The organism is Variovorax sp. AC103 (genome assembly GCF_979254005.1).
The window spans coordinates 80790-98217 of sequence record NZ_CEEDFC010000029.1; the positions used below are offsets into that span (position 1 = coordinate 80790).

The 17428-nt window shown below is 68.5% G+C and carries 19 protein-coding genes; 6 read left to right on the forward strand and 13 right to left on the reverse strand.

The genetic code is table 11. From position 1 onward, the window contains the following. Positions 1–57 precede the first annotated feature (57 nt). From AC0IYU_RS31175 to AC0IYU_RS31185, 3 genes are read left to right on the forward strand one after another with little or no spacing between them, the layout of a single operon-like run. Positions 58–651, forward strand: a complete 594-nt coding sequence (locus tag AC0IYU_RS31175; protein WP_435487938.1) for a cytochrome b — start codon at positions 58–60, stop codon at positions 649–651. Further along, positions 648–1235 (forward strand): YceI family protein, encoded by a 588-nt coding sequence (locus AC0IYU_RS31180; RefSeq protein ID WP_472125263.1) that lies wholly within the window; start codon positions 648–650, stop codon positions 1233–1235. Before AC0IYU_RS31175 ends, AC0IYU_RS31180 begins: the two co-directional genes overlap by 4 nt. A gap of 51 nt (positions 1236–1286) precedes the next feature. Continuing rightward, positions 1287–1922, forward strand: a complete 636-nt coding sequence (locus AC0IYU_RS31185) for a YceI family protein (protein ID WP_472125299.1) — start codon at positions 1287–1289, stop codon at positions 1920–1922. On the opposite strand, the gene AC0IYU_RS31190 is transcribed toward AC0IYU_RS31185, so the two are convergent. Then, the gene (locus tag AC0IYU_RS31190; RefSeq protein WP_472125266.1) at positions 1919–2176 is read right to left on the reverse strand and encodes a hypothetical protein; all 258 of its coding nucleotides are present in this window, start codon (positions 2174–2176) and stop codon (positions 1919–1921) included. The genes AC0IYU_RS31185 and AC0IYU_RS31190 overlap by 4 nt on opposite strands. 135 nt (positions 2177–2311) lie before the next feature. Here AC0IYU_RS31190 and AC0IYU_RS31195 point away from each other — a divergent pair, with 135 nt between their 5' ends. After that, positions 2312–2968, forward strand: coding sequence for a LysE family translocator (locus AC0IYU_RS31195; protein ID WP_472125269.1), 657 nt, complete (start codon positions 2312–2314; stop codon positions 2966–2968). Between the two features lie 18 nt (positions 2969–2986). On the opposite strand, the gene AC0IYU_RS31200 is transcribed toward AC0IYU_RS31195, so the two are convergent. The 7 genes from AC0IYU_RS31200 to argS all read right to left on the reverse strand — a co-directional run bounded on the left by AC0IYU_RS31200 (position 2987) and on the right by argS (position 11129). Continuing rightward, positions 2987–4597, reverse strand: coding sequence for a phospholipase D family protein (locus AC0IYU_RS31200; RefSeq protein ID WP_472125272.1), 1611 nt, complete (start codon positions 4595–4597; stop codon positions 2987–2989). Between the two features lie 10 nt (positions 4598–4607). Beyond that, complete coding sequence (gene rpoN / locus AC0IYU_RS31205) at positions 4608–6221, reverse strand: RNA polymerase factor sigma-54 (RefSeq protein ID WP_472125275.1); 1614 nt, start codon at positions 6219–6221, stop codon at positions 4608–4610. Positions 6222–6238: 17 nt separating this feature from the next. Further along, complete coding sequence (gene lptB / locus AC0IYU_RS31210) at positions 6239–7033, reverse strand: LPS export ABC transporter ATP-binding protein (RefSeq protein WP_472125278.1); 795 nt, start codon at positions 7031–7033, stop codon at positions 6239–6241. Next, on the reverse strand, positions 7030–7743 hold the full coding sequence (lptA, locus tag AC0IYU_RS31215; protein WP_435439011.1) for a lipopolysaccharide transport periplasmic protein LptA: 714 nt from the start codon (positions 7741–7743) through the stop codon (positions 7030–7032). Before lptA ends, lptB begins: the two co-directional genes overlap by 4 nt. Before the next feature lie 144 nt (positions 7744–7887). Next, complete coding sequence (locus tag AC0IYU_RS31220) at positions 7888–8535, reverse strand: thiol:disulfide interchange protein DsbA/DsbL (RefSeq protein ID WP_472125281.1); 648 nt, start codon at positions 8533–8535, stop codon at positions 7888–7890. A gap of 153 nt (positions 8536–8688) precedes the next feature. After that, a complete protein-coding gene (locus AC0IYU_RS31225; protein ID WP_435487947.1) occupies positions 8689–9435 on the reverse strand; it encodes an SPOR domain-containing protein in 747 nt (248 codons plus the stop codon). A gap of 8 nt (positions 9436–9443) precedes the next feature. Continuing rightward, positions 9444–11129 (reverse strand): arginine--tRNA ligase, encoded by a 1686-nt coding sequence (gene argS, locus AC0IYU_RS31230; RefSeq protein WP_472125283.1) that lies wholly within the window; start codon positions 11127–11129, stop codon positions 9444–9446. Between the two features lie 135 nt (positions 11130–11264). On the opposite strand from argS, the gene AC0IYU_RS31235 reads away from it, so the two are divergent. Further along, positions 11265–11609, forward strand: a complete 345-nt coding sequence (locus AC0IYU_RS31235) for a hypothetical protein (RefSeq protein WP_435487949.1) — start codon at positions 11265–11267, stop codon at positions 11607–11609. 73 nt (positions 11610–11682) lie between these two features. Here AC0IYU_RS31235 and AC0IYU_RS31240 read toward each other — a convergent pair whose 3' ends face one another. The 5 genes from AC0IYU_RS31240 to AC0IYU_RS31260 all read right to left on the reverse strand — a co-directional run bounded on the left by AC0IYU_RS31240 (position 11683) and on the right by AC0IYU_RS31260 (position 16334). Continuing rightward, the gene (locus AC0IYU_RS31240) at positions 11683–12135 is read right to left on the reverse strand and encodes a DUF2214 family protein (RefSeq protein ID WP_472125286.1); all 453 of its coding nucleotides are present in this window, start codon (positions 12133–12135) and stop codon (positions 11683–11685) included. Between the two features lie 67 nt (positions 12136–12202). Beyond that, positions 12203–13129 carry a LysR family transcriptional regulator gene (locus AC0IYU_RS31245; RefSeq protein WP_472125288.1) on the reverse strand — a complete coding sequence of 309 codons (927 nt, stop codon included), beginning with the start codon at positions 13127–13129 and terminating at the stop codon, positions 12203–12205. Between the two features lie 50 nt (positions 13130–13179). Next, positions 13180–14190, reverse strand: coding sequence for a Bug family tripartite tricarboxylate transporter substrate binding protein (locus AC0IYU_RS31250; RefSeq protein ID WP_472125290.1), 1011 nt, complete (start codon positions 14188–14190; stop codon positions 13180–13182). 4 nt (positions 14191–14194) lie between these two features. Beyond that, positions 14195–15406 (reverse strand): CaiB/BaiF CoA transferase family protein, encoded by a 1212-nt coding sequence (locus AC0IYU_RS31255; RefSeq protein WP_472125293.1) that lies wholly within the window; start codon positions 15404–15406, stop codon positions 14195–14197. Further along, complete coding sequence (locus tag AC0IYU_RS31260; RefSeq protein WP_472125296.1) at positions 15399–16334, reverse strand: hydroxymethylglutaryl-CoA lyase; 936 nt, start codon at positions 16332–16334, stop codon at positions 15399–15401. The genes AC0IYU_RS31255 and AC0IYU_RS31260 overlap by 8 nt, the downstream gene beginning before the upstream one ends. Before the next feature lie 116 nt (positions 16335–16450). Here AC0IYU_RS31260 and AC0IYU_RS31265 point away from each other — a divergent pair, with 116 nt between their 5' ends. Further along, positions 16451–17191 (forward strand): IclR family transcriptional regulator, encoded by a 741-nt coding sequence (locus tag AC0IYU_RS31265; RefSeq protein WP_435487954.1) that lies wholly within the window; start codon positions 16451–16453, stop codon positions 17189–17191. Positions 17192–17428 lie beyond the last annotated feature (237 nt).

Genomic DNA, 17428 nt, shown 5'->3' on the forward strand with positions numbered 1-17428 from the left:
GCAGCTGTCACTGCTTCCGATATATGCTCCGCGCACAGGCCGCCGGTCCTGCTTCCGATGTCCGCCGACACCCCCTCCCTTTCCCTTCCCGCCGAGGCCCGCCACCTGCGCTACGACGGGTTCGCCATCGCGCTGCACTGGTTGCTCGCGGCCCTGATCGTCGGCTCGCTCGGCGTGGGGCTCTACATGACGGGCCTGCCGTTCTCGCCGCTGCGCCTGAAGGTGTACAGCTGGCACAAGTGGGCGGGCGTCACGATCCTGGCGCTGTCGGCCCTGCGGCTGCTGTGGCGCATCGGGCACCGGCCGCCCGCGCTGCCGGCGGGCATGTCGCGCCTTCAACTGGCGAGCTACCGCGTGAGCCACACGCTGATGTACCTGCTGTTCTTCGCGGTGCCGCTCTCGGGGTGGGCCTACAGCTCGGCCATGGGCATGCCGGTCGGGTGGTTCGGTGTGCTGGCGCTGCCCGACTTCGTGCCGGTCGACCGGGTCTTCGCCGAGGCGGCGCTGCAGCCGCTGCACAAGTACAGCGCCTTCACGCTGGCGGGCGTCACGCTGCTGCACGTGGCGGCGGTGCTCAAGCACCACTGGATCGACCGCGACGGTCTTCTGAAACGCATGTGGCCCGGACCACGCAAGGAATCTGCTCGATGACGCGCCTTTTCTACCGCCTGCTGCCTTGCGCGGCACTGGCTTTCGCGGCGGCCATGCCCGCGCTCGCTGTTGCCGAGCCTATCGCCACCAAGCTGGTGGCCGACAAGAGCCAGATCGTCTTCGTCACCAAACAGATGGGCGTGCCGGTGGAAGGCACCTTCAAGAAGTTCGACGCCCAGGTGGCCTTCGACCCGAAGAAGCCCGAAGGCGGCACCGTGGCACTGCAGATCGACACGGGCAGCGCCGGTTTCGGCATTCCCATGAGCGACGCCGAGCTGCCCAAGGCGCCCTGGTTCGACGCCGCGCACTTCCCGCAGGCGAGCTTCCAGTCGAGCGCCATCAAGTCGCTGGGCGACGGCAGGTTCGAGATGGCGGGCAAGCTCACCCTCAAGGGCACGGCCAGGGCCGTGACGGTGCCGGTCAGCATCACGGCGGCTGGCGGCTTCGCGGTGGCCACCGGAAGCTTTACGATCCAGCGGCTCGACTTCAAGGTGGGCGACGGCGAATGGACCGACACCTCGATGGTCGGCAACGAAGTGCAGGTGCGCTTCAAGTTCACGCTCGCAGGCCTCGGGCCGCTTTGAGACCCGGAACCGCCGCACCTACCCGCCATGCCTCACACACCTCACGCCATGATGAAGAAGCTCATCCTCGCCTCGGCGCTCTCGGCCTGCGCCCTCGCCGGCAACCCCGCCGCGGCCCAGGACTACACGGCACTGCCCGTGGCCGCCAAGCCCGCGGGCGGACCGGTGAAAAACGCCAGCTACGTGGTCGACCCGACCCACACCTTCGTGATGTACGAAATGGGCCACTACGGCACCACCACCAACCGGGGGCGCTTCAGCACCAAGGACGGCACGGTGAAGATCGACGGCACGGGCACCAGCGGCGCGGTCGACATCACGATGGACATCAGCTCCATCAACACGGGCGTCGACCTGCTCAACCGTCACGTGCAGAGCAAGGATTTCTTCAATGTGGCGGAGTTTCCGACCGCGCGCTTCGTGGCCGATCGCATCGACTTCAGCGGCGACAAGGTGGCCGACGTGCCCGGCACGCTCACCCTGATGGGCCAGACCCGGCCGGTGACGCTGAAGGCCGCGCGCTTCAACTGCTACCTGAGCCCGCTCATCAACCGCCAGGTCTGCGGCGGCGACTTCGAGACGACCGTGGAGCGCAGCGACTGGGGAATGACCTGGGGGCTGAACTTCGGCTTCGAGAACAAGGTGAAACTGCTGGTGCAGGTCGAGGCCGTCAACATCCAGCCCTAGGCGCCGGGGTGATGGAGGCCGGCCAGGCGCTTGCGCTCGTCGTCCTTGGAGGCCTTGAGCCAGTTGCGGGAGGCCACGAACGCACGCGGCAGGTTCAGCAGCACCAGCATCCAGGCACCGGTGACCACCGTCATGAACGCCCCGAACAGCAGCTGCTCGGCCAGCGGGGCGTCGCTCCAGTAGAAGAAACTCAGCAAAAACGACAGCACCACAGCCCAGACGGCCAGAAGGATGAGGTTTTTCATTTTTTGCATCAGTAACTCCGGTGCAGAAAATGTAAACCAAAAGTTACCCGAGTACTACTTAAAGTTTAGTTTTCAAACCCCCGATCAGCGTGCACTAATGCACGCTGATCGCGCATTTGATCTCCACGCCACGCCTTTCAGCCCATGAACACCACCCTTTCCCTGCTCGGCATTGCCGGCGCGATGGCCGTCGGCGCGATGAGTCCCGGTCCCAGTTTCGTGATGGTCGCCCGCACGGCGGTGGCTTCCAGGCGCGACGGGCTGGCAGCCGCGCTGGGCATGGGCGCGGGCGGACTGGTCTTCGCCATCGCCGCGCTGGCCGGCCTGCAGGCGGCGTTCCTGGCGGTGCCGGGCCTGTACCTCGCCATCAAGGGCTTCGGCGGCGCCTACCTGGTGTACCTGGGTGTGCGCATCTGGCGCGGCGCGCGGCAGCCGCTGGCCATGGCGGCGGTGCCCCCGGGGGGTACCTCGCCAAGCGCGCAGGGTAGTGGCGCACACCCCTTGCGCACCTTCCTTGTCGGCCTGGCCACCCAGGTCAGCAACCCGAAGACAGCGGTGGTCTACGCCAGCATCTTCGCGGCCTTCCTGCCGCGCGACGTGCCGCTGGTGCTGGCGCTGTCCGTGCCGGTGGTCATCTTCTGCATCGAGACCGGGTGGTACACCGTCGTCGCGCTGGCCCTTTCTTCAGCGGCGCCGCGCTCGGCCTACCTGCGCTACAAGGCCTGGATCGACCGCGCCGCGGGCGGCGTGATGGGGCTGCTGGGCCTGCGGCTGATGTGGTCGGCCGTCAGCGGCAAGTGACGGGCGGCAAGCGCACCGCTAGAGCAGGCTTTCGGGCGTCAGCGGCGCCAAAATCTCGAGCATCGTGCGGTCCCACAAGCCCGAGTCAGGCTCCTCGGTCAGCACGGTGAGCTTGCCGGCGTCGTCGCTGGTCCACTCGATGCGCGACTCGTTGCTGCCCTCGGCAAAGCGCAGCCGGTAGGCGCCCTGCTGCTTGAGCACGTCGAGCAGCTTGAGCATCTGCTGCGCCATTTCGGGGCTGTGGATGATCAGCCCGATCTCGGTGTTGGCCGACTCGGAGCGCGGGTCGAAATTCATCGAGCCGACGAACAGTGTGCGCCGGTCGATCACCGCCGACTTGGCATGCAGCCGCCCCACCGAGGTGCCGAACAGCCCGAGCCGCACGCTGCGCCGGGTGCGGCTGGAACTCAGCTCGTACAGGTCGGCGCCCAGCTTGAGCATGTCGGGCCGGTAGCGGCGGTAGGCGGTGTGCACCAGCGGCTCGTCGGTGGCGGCCAGCGAGTTGGTGACCACGCTGATCTTCACGTTGCGCCGGCGAATCTCGCGCATCACCTCCAGCCCGGTGGCGCCGGGAATCAGGTACGGCGAGACGATGGTCACCTCGGAGCGCGCACGGCGCATCTGCTCGACCACGTTGTAACGCACGCTGTCGACGTCCAGCAGCGGCACGCCGCCGTAGGAAGCCGTCTTGCCGATCACGCGGTCGGGCGAATCGGCGTAGGCCTCGGCCAGGGTCCAGATCAGGTTGAGCTTGCCGGTGTTCAGGTCGTCCGCCATCGGGCTGTAGCCGAGCAGGTCGTTGGGCGCGGGGGGCGGCGGGGGTGGCGTGGTGTCGGGGCCGGTGGCGGCCTCGAAGCGGCGCTGCAGTTCGTCGCGCGGCACATCGGTGCGCACCACGGAGCCGATGGGCCGCACGTAGACGCTGTTCCAGTACTGGTCGAACAGGCTGCCCAGCCGCGGGATGAGCGCGCCGGTCACGAAGGTGTCCAGGTCGAGGAAGTTCTCGCCCGCGGTGCGCCGGAAGTACTGGTTGCCGATGTTGCGCCCGCCCGCCACCGCCATCGCGCCGTCGGCGATGAACAGCTTGTTGTGCATGCGGCGGTTCACGCGGCTGAAGTCGAACAGCGAGGCGGTGAAGCGCTTCAGGATGCTGCCGCGCCCGGCCGGGAACGGGTTGAACAGGCGCAGCTCGACGTTGGGCGTGGCGGCAAAGGCCAGCAGCAGCTCGTCCTCGCCCGAGGTGTAGAGGTCGTCCATCAGCAGGCGCACCCGCACACCGCGCAGCGCGGCGTCGCGCAGGGTGCGCAACAGGTAGCGGCCGGTCTCGTCGTTCTCGATCTGGTAGTACTGCACGTCGAGCGTGCGCTGGGCGCGGCGCGCCAGCTGGATGCGGGTATCGAAGGCGAAGTCGCCGCCGGGCATGAGGCGAAAGCCGCTCAGGTCGGGGTCGGGCTGGGCCCCCAGCGCGATCTTGCCCAGGGCGGTATCGGCCGACACGGCGATGGCCTTGACGGCGGGGCGCGGCGCCTCGTCGGGCAAGGTGGCGCAGCCGGCGAACAGCAGCACGGCCACCAAGGCGAAGAACCCGAGCCCCCGGCGCGACATCGGATGCGGGCGGCCAGGGCTCATGGTCGGCTTGCTACAGCGCCTTGCGCAGGTTGGCGGGCGCGATGCGCAGCGCCTCGCGGTACTTGGCCACGGTGCGGCGTGCGCACTCGATGCCCTGCTCTTTCAGCATCTCGGAAATCTGGCTGTCCGACAGCGGCTTCTTGATGCTTTCCGAGCTGACGAACTGCTTGATGAGCGCGCGCACCGCGGTGCTCGACGCATTGCCGCCGGTCTCGGTGCCCAGCGCCGAGCCGAAGAAGTACTTGAGCTCGACCGTGCCGAACGGCGTGGACATGTACTTGGCCGTGGTCACGCGCGAGATGGTCGACTCGTGCAGGCCCAGCTCGTCGGCAATCTCGCGCAGCACCAGCGGGCGCATCGCGAGCTCGCCGTGCACGAAGTAGCTCTTCTGGCGCTCGACGATGGCGTTGCTCACGCGCAGGATGGTGTCGAAGCGCTGCTGGATGTTCTTGATGAACCAGCGCGCCTCCTGCAGCCGCTGCGACAGCGCCTGGCTGCCCTCGCCCTTGTGCGCCTTGAGAGCGCCCGCGTAGATGTCGTGCACGCGCAGGCGCGGCATGACCTCCGGATTCAGCATGACGCGGAACTTGATGTTGGTGCCGCGGCCGGTCTTGGTGACGATCACGTCCGGCACCACGATGTTGCGCTCCACGTCCACGAAGCGCCGGCCCGGCTTGGGCTCCAGCCGCGCAATGATCTGCAGCGCCAGGCGCACCAGCTCTTCGCTGGTGCGGGTGAGCGTGGCCAGGCGCTTGAAGTCGCGACGCGCCAAGAGTTCCATCGACTGCTTGCACACGGCCATGGCGGTCTTGCGGACCAGCTGCTCCTGCTCGGTCTCGTCCGGGCGGGCCAGCGCGCGCAGCTGGATGCCCAGGCATTCGCCCAGGTCGCGCGCGCCCACGCCCACGGGCTCCAGGCTTTGCAGCAGGCCGAGCGCCACCTGGAAGTGGTGCACGAGGTCGTCGAACTGGTCGTTGTCGTCGCCAGCCAGGCCCGAGGCCAGCGCGGGCAGCGAGTCTTCGAGGTAGCCGTCGTCGTTGAGCGACTCGATCAGGAAGCGCAGCGCGGCGCTGTCGTTCTCGTTCAGGCGCAGGCTCAGCGCCTGGCGGTGCAGGAACGACTGCAGCGACTCCTGGCTGCGCGCGAGCTCGGTGGCGTCGGCGCGCTCATCGTCGCCCAGGTTGTTCTGGCGCGCGGGGGCGTCGCTGCCCCACTCGCTGTCGTCGGGCGCGGCCATGTCGACGGTGCCGTCGCCTTCCCAGTCGGGCTCGCGCTCGGTGATTTCCGTGGCCGGGCCGTCGGAGTCGGCGGTGCTGGTGGTCGTCTCAGTGGACGAAGCAGAGGTGCTGGCCGCCGGCGGCGCGAAGTCGCTTTCACCTTCGATGCCGTCGCCTCCATCGCCGCCGCCGTCATCGCGCGGGACCGGCGCATCGGCCGCGTCGAGCCCGAATTCCTCGCGCGCCGCCTCTTCCGCGGTGCGTTCGAGGAACGGGTTCTCGTCCAGCATCTGCTCGACCTCCTGGCTCAGTTCGAGCGTGGAGAGCTGCAGCAGCCGGATCGACTGTTGCAGCTGCGGCGTCAATGCCAGGTGCTGCGAGACGCGAAGGGACAGCCCTTGCTTCATGGAGAGCCCACCCGCCCTTACATCCGGAAGTGCTCGCCAAGGTAGACGCGTCGTACCTCGGCGTTGTCGACGATCTCCGAAGGCGTGCCTTGTGCCAGCACATGCCCGTCGCTGATGATGAACGCGTGGTCGCAGATGCCCAGCGTCTCACGCACGTTGTGGTCGGTGATGAGCACGCCGATGCCGCGTTCCTTCAGGAAACTGATGATCCGCTGGATCTCGATCACCGCGATCGGGTCGATGCCGGCGAAGGGCTCGTCCAGCAGGATGAAGCGCGGCTGCGTGGCCAGCGCGCGTGCAATCTCCACGCGGCGGCGCTCGCCGCCCGACAGCGCGAGCGCGGGCGAATCGCGCAGGTGGTCGACCCGCAGGTCGGACAACAGTTCGGACAGGCGCTCCTCGATGTGCTGCCTGGACAGCGGCGCCATCTTGCCGTTGGCGTCGGGCTCGCTCTGCAGCTCCAGCACGGCGCGCACGTTTTCCTCGACGGTGAGCTTGCGGAAGATCGAGGCTTCCTGCGGCAGGTAGCTCAGGCCCATGCGGGCGCGCCGGTGGATCGGCATGTGCGCGATGGGCTCGCCGTCGATGGTGATCTGGCCCGCGTCGGCACGCACCAGCCCCACGATCATGTAGAACGAGGTGGTCTTGCCCGCGCCGTTGGGCCCGAGCAGCCCGACCACTTCGCCCTTCTGCACGTCGAGCGAGACGTCCTTCACCACCGTGCGGCTGCCATAGCTCTTCTTCAGGCCGCGCGCCACCAGGCGGCTGCCCGGCGCGCCGTTGGCGTCGTGCGTTCCAGCGGTTTCGATCACTTGCGGGTTTCTCCGTCGTCGAGCGTGGTGCTCTGGCGCAGGCCCTTGCCGGGCGCCGGGGTGGGTGCCGGCGGCGCAGCCTTCGCGCCCGCCGGGGCCGAGGCACCGGCGGCCGGCGCGGCCGCGGCCTTGGGGGTCAGGATGGTCCTCACGCGCCCGCCGGGGGTGGACGCGTTGACGGCGGTGTTCGCCGGCACGGTGGAACCGTTGACGGTGTAGGTGTCGTTGCTCTGGTCGTAGACGATCAGCGCGCCCTGGCTCTCGTCGTTCGGCGTGGCGCCCAGCAGGCGGCGCATGACGGCGTTGCGGATGAACTTGACGTTGTCGGCGCGGCTGTCGTACTCGATGACTTCGGACTCGCCCTCGATCCATTCGTCGGGCGCATTGCGCTTCTGCTTGTAGTAGGCGCGCTTGCCGGGCGCCGCCGTGACCACGCCGTACTGGTAGCCCTCGGCGTCCTGGCGCACGTCCATGCGCGCGCCGCGGATGATGATCGTGCCCTTCGTGACCAGCACGTTGCCGGTGAACACGCTGGTCTGTTTCAGGTCGTCGTAACGCATGGCGTCCGACTCGATGTTCATCGGCTTGGTGCGGTCGGCGGTTTCGGCCAGGGCGCCCGAGGCGAAGCCGGCCAGCAGCAGCGCGGCGGCAGCCAGGCGGCCGATGCAACGGAGGAAGGAGGGAGTGGTGGGGTAAGAATGCAATGTCATAGAGGCACGAAACTTGCTCGGCATTGTATGCGGCTGATTGCGCCAGCCCCGCACGCACAGATGAAAAAGCCCGCCGAAGCGGGCCAGGTATCCCTTGCAAAAAGGGGAGAAGGCAGCGGCAGTCAATGCGCGCAGCCCCGGGGGTCAGCCTTTTTTCGCTTCGCCGATCAGGTAGTTGACGACCTGCAGCACCTTGGTCATGTTACCGGCGGTCTCGCCATCCACATACCAGCGGCCGGCCACGGCCATCGCCGGCACGCCCGCCACCTTGTAGGCGTCGGTCATCTGCGAGGCGCGCTTGGCCTTGCTGGCCACGCTGAACGAGGTGAAGGTTTCCTTGAACTTGGCGCCGTCCAGGCCGTTGGCCGAAGCCCAGGCAATGATGTTGGCGTCGCCGTTCACGTTCTGGCGCTGGGCATGGATGGCGCTGAACACCTTCGGCTGGAATTCGTCGACCTTGCCCATGGCCTCGAGCGCGTAGTACAGGCGCTGCTTGGCTTCGACGTCGTTGCCCACGAACGGCACGGGAATGCGGCGGAAGGCGACTTCCTTCGGCAGCGTCTTGGCCCAGGCTTCGAGCGCCGGTTCGAAGTCGTTGCAATGCGGGCAGTTGTACGAGAAGAACTCGACCACTTCGATCTTGCCGGCCGGTGCGTCGACCGGTGCGCGCTTGTCGAGCACCAGGTACTCGGTGCCTGCCTTGGGCGCGCGCGCCTGGGCGTGGGCCGGATTGGCGGCCAGGGACAGCAGCCCGAGCGAAGTGGCGGCCAGCGAAAAGTCACGACGTTTCATTGAAAGGGTTCTCCAGTTGGTACGGCAGACTGAGCCGGCGCGCGGCGGGGAGTTCCCGCGCAGCCGGTGCGCCCGGGCGCGATCGGGTCGATGAATCGTGGCGGCAAACGCCGCGGCGCGAAGCTTAAGGGCTATTCGTGTCGGAGGCCGGGGTCAGCGCTGCACGCGCACCAGCGCCGACTCCATGCCGCCGCCGTCGAGCCGGTCCTTCAGGCGGTCGGCATCGTCCTTCTTGTTGAACGGGCCGGCGCGCACACGGTAGACGGTGCGGCCCGCCTGCTCACGCTCGGTGACCCGGGCCTCCACGCCCATCAGCGACAGCTTGGCGCGCTGCGCCTCGGCGTCGTCGGTGGTGCGGAAGGCGCCGGCCTGCACGAAGTACATGAACGGATCGGCGCCGGAGCTGCTGGCGGCGTTGCTGTTGGTGCTGCTGCTCGGCGCAGCCGACGCGGTGGTCACGCTGCCCGAGCGCGCGCGGGCGAGGTCGCCCAGCGGGTCGTTCGAAGCCGGCAGCGCGTTGGCCTCGGCCGGCACCGGCGCCGTGCGTGGTGGCTTGGGCGCCACCACCACGGGCACCGGCGGTGCGGTCGTGGGCGGCGGGGCGCCTGGGGCCACGGCGGCGGCCGGCTCGCCGGTGACCGGGTTGACCGGACCGGTGGCGACCGGCGCGGGCTTGGCTGCACCGGCCTTGCCGGCCAGCGGCGCATTCGGGTCCCAGTCGCGGTTCTTGCGGGCTTCGGCCTCGTCCTGTTCGGCGCCGCCCTTTTGCGTCTTGGTCACGAACGGGATCGGCACCTTGGTCACATAGACCGCGATGCCCAGCGCGACGCCAAGGCCGAGCACCAGCCCGATGATCAGGCCGATGACGATGTTGCCGCGTTGTCTGGTTGTCTTCTTCATGGTGAGGTTCACATCTTGCTCGGCGCACTGACGCCGAGAATCGCGAGGCCATTGTGCAGCACCTGCGCGGTCGCGGCGACCAGCGCCAGGCGGGCCAGCTTGACCTGCTCGTCGTCGACCAGGATGCGCTCGGCGTCGTAGTAGCTGTGGTAGCTGGCGGCCAGTTCGCGCAGGTAGAAAGTGACGTCGTGCGGTGCAAAGTCCTTGGCCGCGGCCGTCAGCATGGCCGGGTACCTGGCGAGCAGCAGCATCAGCGCCTGGGCCGCCGGGCTTTCCAGCGGCGTCAGGTCGACGCTCTTCAGCGTGGCGGTGTCACCGCCCCAGCCGGCCAGCACCGAGCAGATGCGCGCATGCGCGTACTGCACGTAGTACACCGGGTTGTCGTTGTTCTTGGTGACGGCCAGGTCGACGTCGAAGGTGTACTCGGTGTCGGGCTTGCGGCTGAGCAGGAAGAAGCGCACGGCGTCGGTGCTGGTCCACTCGATCAGGTCGCGCAGCGTGACGTAGCTGCCCGCGCGCTTGCTGATCTTGACCTCTTCGCCGCCCTTCATCACGCGCACCATGGTGTGCAGCACGTAGTCGGGGTAGCCCTCGGGAATGCCTTCGCCAGCCGCCTGCAGCCCGGCACGCACGCGCGCGATGGTGCCGTGGTGGTCGGTGCCCTGGATGTTGATGACCTTGTGGAAGCCGCGCTCCCACTTGGCGATGTGATAGGCGACGTCGGGCACGAAGTACGTGTACGTACCGTCCTGCTTCTTCATCACGCGGTCCTTGTCGTCGCCGTAATCGGTCGACCTGAGCCACAGCGCGCCGTCCTGCTCGTAGGTCTTGCCGGCGGCCACCAGCCTGGCCACGGCCGCCTCGACGCGACCGCTGGTGTACAGGCTGGACTCCAGGTAGTACTGGTCGAAGCGCACGCGGAAGGCCTGCAGGTCCAGGTCCTGTTCGCGGCGCAGGTAGGCCACGGCGAACTCGCGGATGGCGTCCAGGTCCTCGATGTCGCCGCTGCCGGTGACCTCGCGGTCTTCGGACTTGACGGTCTTCTTCGCCTTGAAGTCTTCGGCGATGTCGGCGATGTAGTCGCCGTTGTAGGCCGGGGCTTTTTCGCCGCTGGGCCATTCGGCGTCGCCCGGCTTGAAGCCGCGCGCGCGCAGCTGGGTGCTGTTGGCCAGCGTCTGGATCTGCACGCCGGCGTCGTTGTAGTAGTACTCGCGCCAGACGTTTTCGCCCTGCGAGGCGCGCAGGTTGCAGATGGCGTCGCCCAGCGCCGCCTGGCGGCCGTGGCCCACGTGCAGGGGGCCGGTCGGGTTGGCCGAGACGAACTCCACCAGCACCTTCTCGCCCGTGGCCGGCTGCCGGCCGAAGGCCTCGCCCGCGGACAGCACTTCGCGCACGATCTGCTGCTTGGCGGCCGTCTTGAGGCGGATGTTGAGAAAACCGGGGCCGGCGATCTCGATGGCCTCGACCCATTGGCCGAAAGCGGGGGTGGCGAGCAGCGCGGTGCTCAGACGCTCGGCCAGCTCGCGGGGCTTCTGGCCCAGCGGTTTGGCGAGCTGCATGGCGGCCGTGCTGGCGAAATCGCCATGGGCAGCCACCTTGGGCGACTCGAACGCGGCTTTGGAGCCAGCGCCGGGCGAGAGGGATTCGAGCGTGTTCGCGAGCGCCGCGAGCAGCTCCTGTTTGACCAATAGCATCCGGGAATTTTACCGGGGGCAAACCCGGACTCAGTTGACGATCGTCATCCGATTGTTGCCTTCGCTCGTTAGGGTGGTCGGCCCCGGGGCGGGGCAACCGTCACTCCACCCAACCTTGCAAGGACACATCCCACCATGAAAAAGCTCCTTTCCCTGGTCGCCTCCACCGTCGCGCTCGGCGCCTGCCTGTCGTTCAGCGCCTTTGCGCAGGACAAGGCCGCCGCGCCCGCGGCAGCACCCGCCGCCATGGCCGCCCCCGCCGCCGGCGGCAGCTGCGACGCCAAGGCCATCGACAAGAACGGCAAACCCCTGGCCGGCGCCGCCAAGGCCAGCTCCATCAAGAAGTGCGAGAAAGACACCAAGGCTGCCGCCGCTCCCGCCTGCGCCGCCAAGGCCATGGACAAGAACGGCAAGCCGCTGGCCGGCGCCGCCAAGAACAGCTTCGTCAAGAAGTGCGAAGCGGACGCAGCCAAGGGCTGAAACAGCGTTGCGCTGAAGTTGTCGCGCAGCAGGCCCGCCGAGTGCGGGCCTTTTTCATGCGCGAGGCGCGAAGCTACTTGCCGAAACCGCGCGCCAGGAACACGGCCACCAGCGGAATCAGCGCGATCAGGTGGGCCTGCACCATCACCAGCTTGCGCGTCTTCCTGATGTCTTCTTCGGCCGGCAGCTTGCCGGTGGCGCGCAGCGTCTTGCGCCAGCGGAAGTAGGTCAGCGTCGGAAAGATCGAGAGCACGCCGACGATGATGAAGAGCCCCAGCTTCACGTGCAGCAGCGGGTTGGTCCAGTACCAGGCCGTGCCCTTCACGCCCCACCAGGTGCGCGCGAGACCGGTGGCGAGCACCGCGATGGCGGCGATGCCGTAGACCATGTCGACCTTGGCGAGCCGCTCGACCACGGCCGCGTTGAGCCACTGCACGCGGCACAGGGCCGCTTCGCTCGAAATGAACACGACCATCGTGAGGATGGACAGCAGGTGCAGGTACGCGAGGATGGCTTCGAGGGTCATTCGATGGCTTTCTGCTCAATGCACTGGGTTTGCAATTGAGAACAGATTGTGCCGCCGCCAGGTTGCGCTACGCCCTGCCGCCCCAGAATTCCGGGTTGCCGTACTGCTCCTTGAGGAAATCAAGCCACAGCCGCACGCGCAGCGGCAGGTGCTTGGCGCCCGCGAACACCGCGTAGATGCCGTTGGGCGGCGCGGCGAACTCGTCGAGCAGCGGCACCAGCAGGCCGGCGTCGATCTCGGCCTCGACCTCCCAGGTGCTGCGCCAGGCAATGCCGTGGCCGGCCAGGCACCAGTCGTGCAGCACCTGGCCGTCGGAGCAGTCGAGCGGGCCGCTGGGGCGCAGGTGGATCAGCTCCTGCGCGCCGCCCTCGGTGGCAATGCGAAAAGCCCAGCCGCGCGTTTGCGAGGCGTCGCTCGACAGCGTGAGGCAGGCAAAGCGCGACAGCTCGCCGGGGTGCAACGGCCTGCCGTGGCGCCGCACGAACTCGGGCGTGGCCACGCAGCGGCGGCGGTTGTCGGCCAGCCGCACGCTCACCAATGAAGAGTCGGGCAGGTCGCCCACGCGCACCGCGCAGTCGAAGCTCTCGCCGGTGACGTCGACCACGCGGTCGCTCAGGTTCAGCGAAATGGTCACTTCCGGATGCAGCGCATGAAAGCGCGGCACCAGCGGCGCGACGTGGCGGCGGCCGAAGCCGGCCGGCGCCGTCACGCGCAAATGGCCGCTGGCCTTGACGCCCCCGGCGCTCACGCTGGCCTCGGCATTGGCGAACTCGGTGAGCAGCCGCTGGCAGTCTTCGAGAAAGGCGCTGCCCTCGTGCGTGAGCGTGATGCGCCGCGTGGTGCGCACCAGCAGCTTCACGCCCAGGCGCTCTTCCAGCGCGTCGAGCCGCCGCCCCATGATGGCCGGCGCCACGCCCTCGGCCTTGGCCGCGGCCGTGAGCCCGCCCCGGGTCGCGACCGAGACGAAGGATTCGAGCTGCTTGAGGCGGTCCATGGCGGCGGAACTATATCGCCCGCCGCCGGGCACGCACGGCTTGTTCCGGCCTATTCGGGACGAACGCCGGCCGCGCGCACCGCCGCGCCCCAGCGCGCGTGTTCCGACTTGACGTATTGCGCTGCCTGCTCCGGGCTGCCGCCGACGGGCGTGCTGCCTTCGGCCAGCAGCTGCGAGATGGTGGCCGGCTTGGCCAGCGCCTTATCGACGGCGGCGTTGAGCTTCTTCACGATGTCGGCGCTCGTGCCGGCCGGCACCACCAGCGCCTTCCAGTCCACGGCCTCGAAGCCCTTGTAGCTCTCGCCCACGGTCGGCACCTCGGGCATCACCGGCAGGCGCTTGGCCGAGGTGACGGCCAGCGCGCGCAGCTTGCCGCCCTTCACCATGGCCAGCGCTCCCTGCGGCGTGGCGAACATGTAGTCGGTCTGCCCGCCGAGCAGGTCGGTGATGGCGGGCGCGGCGCCCTTGTACGGCACGTTCAGCACCTTGAAGCCCGCGCGTTGCGCCAGCACCTCGCCGGCCATGTGGCCCAACGTGCCGGTGCCCGCGAGCGCCTGCTTGATCTCGCCGGGCTTGACCTTGGCGGCGGCCACCAGCTCGGCGAGCGACTTGTACGGCGCGTCGGCGCGCACCACCAGCACCACCGGCTGCGAGGCCACGACCGCGACCGGCACCAGGTCCTTCAGCGCGTCGTAGGGCATCTTGGGAAACAGCGTCGGGTTGATCGCCAGGTTGGCGGTCTGGCCCAGGCCGACGGTGTAGCCGTCGGGCTTGGACTTGGCGACCACGTCCATGCCGATGTTGCCGTTGCCGCCGGCGCGGTTGTCGACGATGAAGGTCCACTTCGTGTCCTCCACCAACTTCTGCGCGATGAGGCGCGCCACGATGTCGGTGGCGCCGCCGGGCGTGTAGGGCACGACGAGGCGCACGGGCTTGTCGGGCCACGCCGTGTCGGCGAGGGCGGGCGCGGCGTTCAGGCATGCGGCGGCCGCGGCGCAGGCGAGCAGTGCGCGCCGTTCAGTGAAGACGACGCGCGTTGCACGCCGTGTGGTGAAAAACATGGGGTCAGTCTCCGAGGGTGATGTGGCGTGTCTCGAGCGCAGCGATTTCTTCATCTCTGTAGCCCACTTCTTTCAGCAGCTCGCGGCTGTGCTCGCCGATGTGCGGCGGCTGCAGCCGGATGCCGGGCCGTTCGCCGCCCAGCGTGAACGGCGCCAGCGGCACCTTGGCCATGCTGCCGTCGTTCATGCGCACCGGCGCGAGGCCGCCGGTGGCGTTCAGGTGCGGGTCGTCGAACAGGTCCTGCGGCTTGGTGATGGGGGCGAAGGGCAGTTCGTTCTGCTCGAACACCGCCGCCAGTTCCGCCGCGCTGTGGTTCGCGAGGTGCGAACGCAGGATCGGCATCATCCAGTCGCGTGCGCGCACGCGGTCGTTGTTGGTCTTCAGGCGCGGGTCGGCCAGCATGTCTTCCAGGCCGAAGGCCTTGCAGAAGATGGCCCACTGCTTGTCGCTCACGGCCGCCAGGAAGATCTGCTCGCCGTCTTTCACGGTGAACACGTCGTACACGGCCCAGGCCGAGATGCGGCTGGGCATCGGGTCGGCGGGCTTGCCGGTGGCGGCGAACTGCATCATGTGCTGAGCGACCAGGAACACGTTGTTCTCGAACAGCGCGGACTGCACCTCGCAGCCCTTGCCCGTGAGCTCGCGCTGGCGCAGCGCGGCCATGGCGCCGATGGCGCCGAACATGCCGCCCATGATGTCGTTCACGCTGGTGCCCGCGCGCAGCGGGTCGCCCGAACGGCCGGTCATGTAGGCCAGCCCGCCCATCATCTGCACCACCTCGTCGAGCGCGGTGCGGTGGTCGTACGGGCCGGGCAGGAAGCCCTTGTGGCTCACGTAGATGAGCCGCGGGTTGAGCCTGGCCAAGGTGTCGTAGTCGAGCCCCAGCTTTTTCATGGTGCCGGGCTTGAAGTTCTCGCTCACGATGTCGGCCGTGGCAATGAGGCGCAGCGCGGCCTCCACGCCCTCGGGCTGCTTCAGGTCGAGCGCGATGCTCTTCTTGTTGCGGTTGAAGGTCGGGAAGAAGCCCGAGCCCGAGCCGAGCAGGCGGCGCGTGTTGTCGCCCTCGATGGGCTCGACCTTGATGACCTCGGCGCCCAGGTCGGCCAGCAGCAGGCCGCAGGTCGGGCCCATGACCATGTGGGTGAACTCGACGACGCGGATGCCGGCATAAGGCAAGGTGTTCGCAAGCGGGTTGCTGGTGGGGGCTTCAGACATGTGCGGTGTATTCCTGGACGAAACCCTTGGGCAGCCCGGCCTCGGGCGTCATGCCGTAGACCGGTTCGCCGGGCAGGCCGGCCATGAGCGGCGCGCGCGCCGCGATGAGTTTTTCGATGTCGATGCCGGTGCGAACGCCCATGGCCTCGAACATGAACACGAGGTCTTCCGTCACGGCGTTGCCCGAGGCGCCGGGCGCATAGGGGCAGCCGCCGAGGCCGCCAAGCGAGGCGTCGAAGGTGCGCACGCCTTCGTCCCACGCCGCCAGGCAGTTCGCGATGCCGAGGCCGCGCGTGTTGTGCATGTGGGCCGCGCCGGCGTGTTTGCCGATCTCGGCGCGCAGGCGCTTGAAGAGCCTGCGCACCTGCGCCGGGTTGGCATAGCCCACGGTGTCCGAAAGACCCGACTCGTCGGCCCCGGCCTCGATGCACTGCGCGGCCAGGCGGATCACGTCGTCCTCGGGCACCAGGCCCTGCAGCGTGCAGCCGAAGGCGGTGGAGATGCCGGCCTCGAGCTTCACTTGCGGGGCGATGGCGCGGCGCAGGTCGGCAATCGCGCGCACCTCCTCGACCATCTCGGTCGGCGTCTTGCGCACGTTGGCAAGCGAATGCGCCACGCTGGCCGACACCGGCATCGTGAGCTTGTGCACGCCGGCCTCGAGCGCGGCCTGCGCGCCCTTGCGGTTGGGCACCAGCGCCATCACCACGAGTCCGGGCAGCGTGACGGCATGTCGCACCACGTCGGCCGCGTCGGCCATCTGCGGCAGCAGCTTCGCGGGCACGAAAGAGGCGACTTCGATCTCGCGCACGCCGGCGGCGTAGAGCGCGTCGATCCAGCGCAGCTTGTCCGCGGTCGGCATGGTGGCCTTGACCGATTGCAGGCCGTCGCGCGGGCCGACCTCGCTGATGAGGACGTCGGGGGGTGTCATCGACTTTGTCTCCTTGAAGCGGTCTGGCGTGGACCGCTTGACAGTTCTGTTAGACAGAACTAAATTCCGTTAAACAGAATTAGACCGCCGATCGACTTTCACTGTCAAGTCCACCCATGCCCCGCAAAGCCCAGACCGAGTCGGTGTCCGACCTCAATGCCGCCCCCGGCGGCGCCGCCGCGGTCGACCGTGCGCTGAGCCTGCTGTCGGCCTTTCAGCCGGGCGACGAGGCCCTGTCGCTCGCGCAGTTCGCCGAGCGCACGCAGCTCTACAAGAGCACGGTGCTGCGGCTGCTGGCCTCGCTGGAGCACGCACGGCTGATCCGCCGGCAGGACGACGGACGCTATGCGCTGGGCATGGAGATCGCGCGGCTGCACGGGCTGTACGCGGCGTCGCAACCGCTCGACCGCATCGTGCTGCCGGTGCTGCGCGCGCTGGCCGCGGCCACGGGCGAAAGCGCGGCGTACCACGTGCGGCAAGTCCAGGGCGACAGCTGGGCGCGGCTGTGCCAGTTCCGGGTCGATTCGTCGCACGTGGTGCGCGACCACGTGCGCGTGGGCGACCTGCTGCCCAACGACCGTGGCGCGGGCGCGCGGGTGCTGATCGCCTTCGGGCCCGAAGCCGAGCTGCCGCGCGGCGCGAAGGAGCGAAAGCTGTACGACGGGATTCGCGCGCAGGGCTACTGCGCGGTGGTGGGCGACCGCACGGCCGAGCTGGCCGGCATCTCGGCGCCGGTGTTCCATGCGGACGGCAGCCTGGCGGCAGCCGTCACGTTGACGATGCCCACGCACCGCTACGACGAGCGCCACATCGAGCCCGTGCGCGCCGCGGCGAAGGAACTCGGCGGACAGGTCTGAGCGCCTTCTTTTTCTTGCTCCTTCCCCTCCCGGGGGAAGGCTGGGATGGGGGCACGCGGCCTTCGATGAGCTGCTGATCTGCGATACGCCGCCTGCCCCCACCCCGACCCTCCCCCGAAAGGGGAGGGAGAAAGACCTCGGCGCATTCGCAGTCGGTGCGTTGTCTTGCCCCTGCCCCGCCCGGGGGAGGCTGGGATGGGGGCACGCGGCCTTCGACAAGCCGCTGGTCTGCGATAC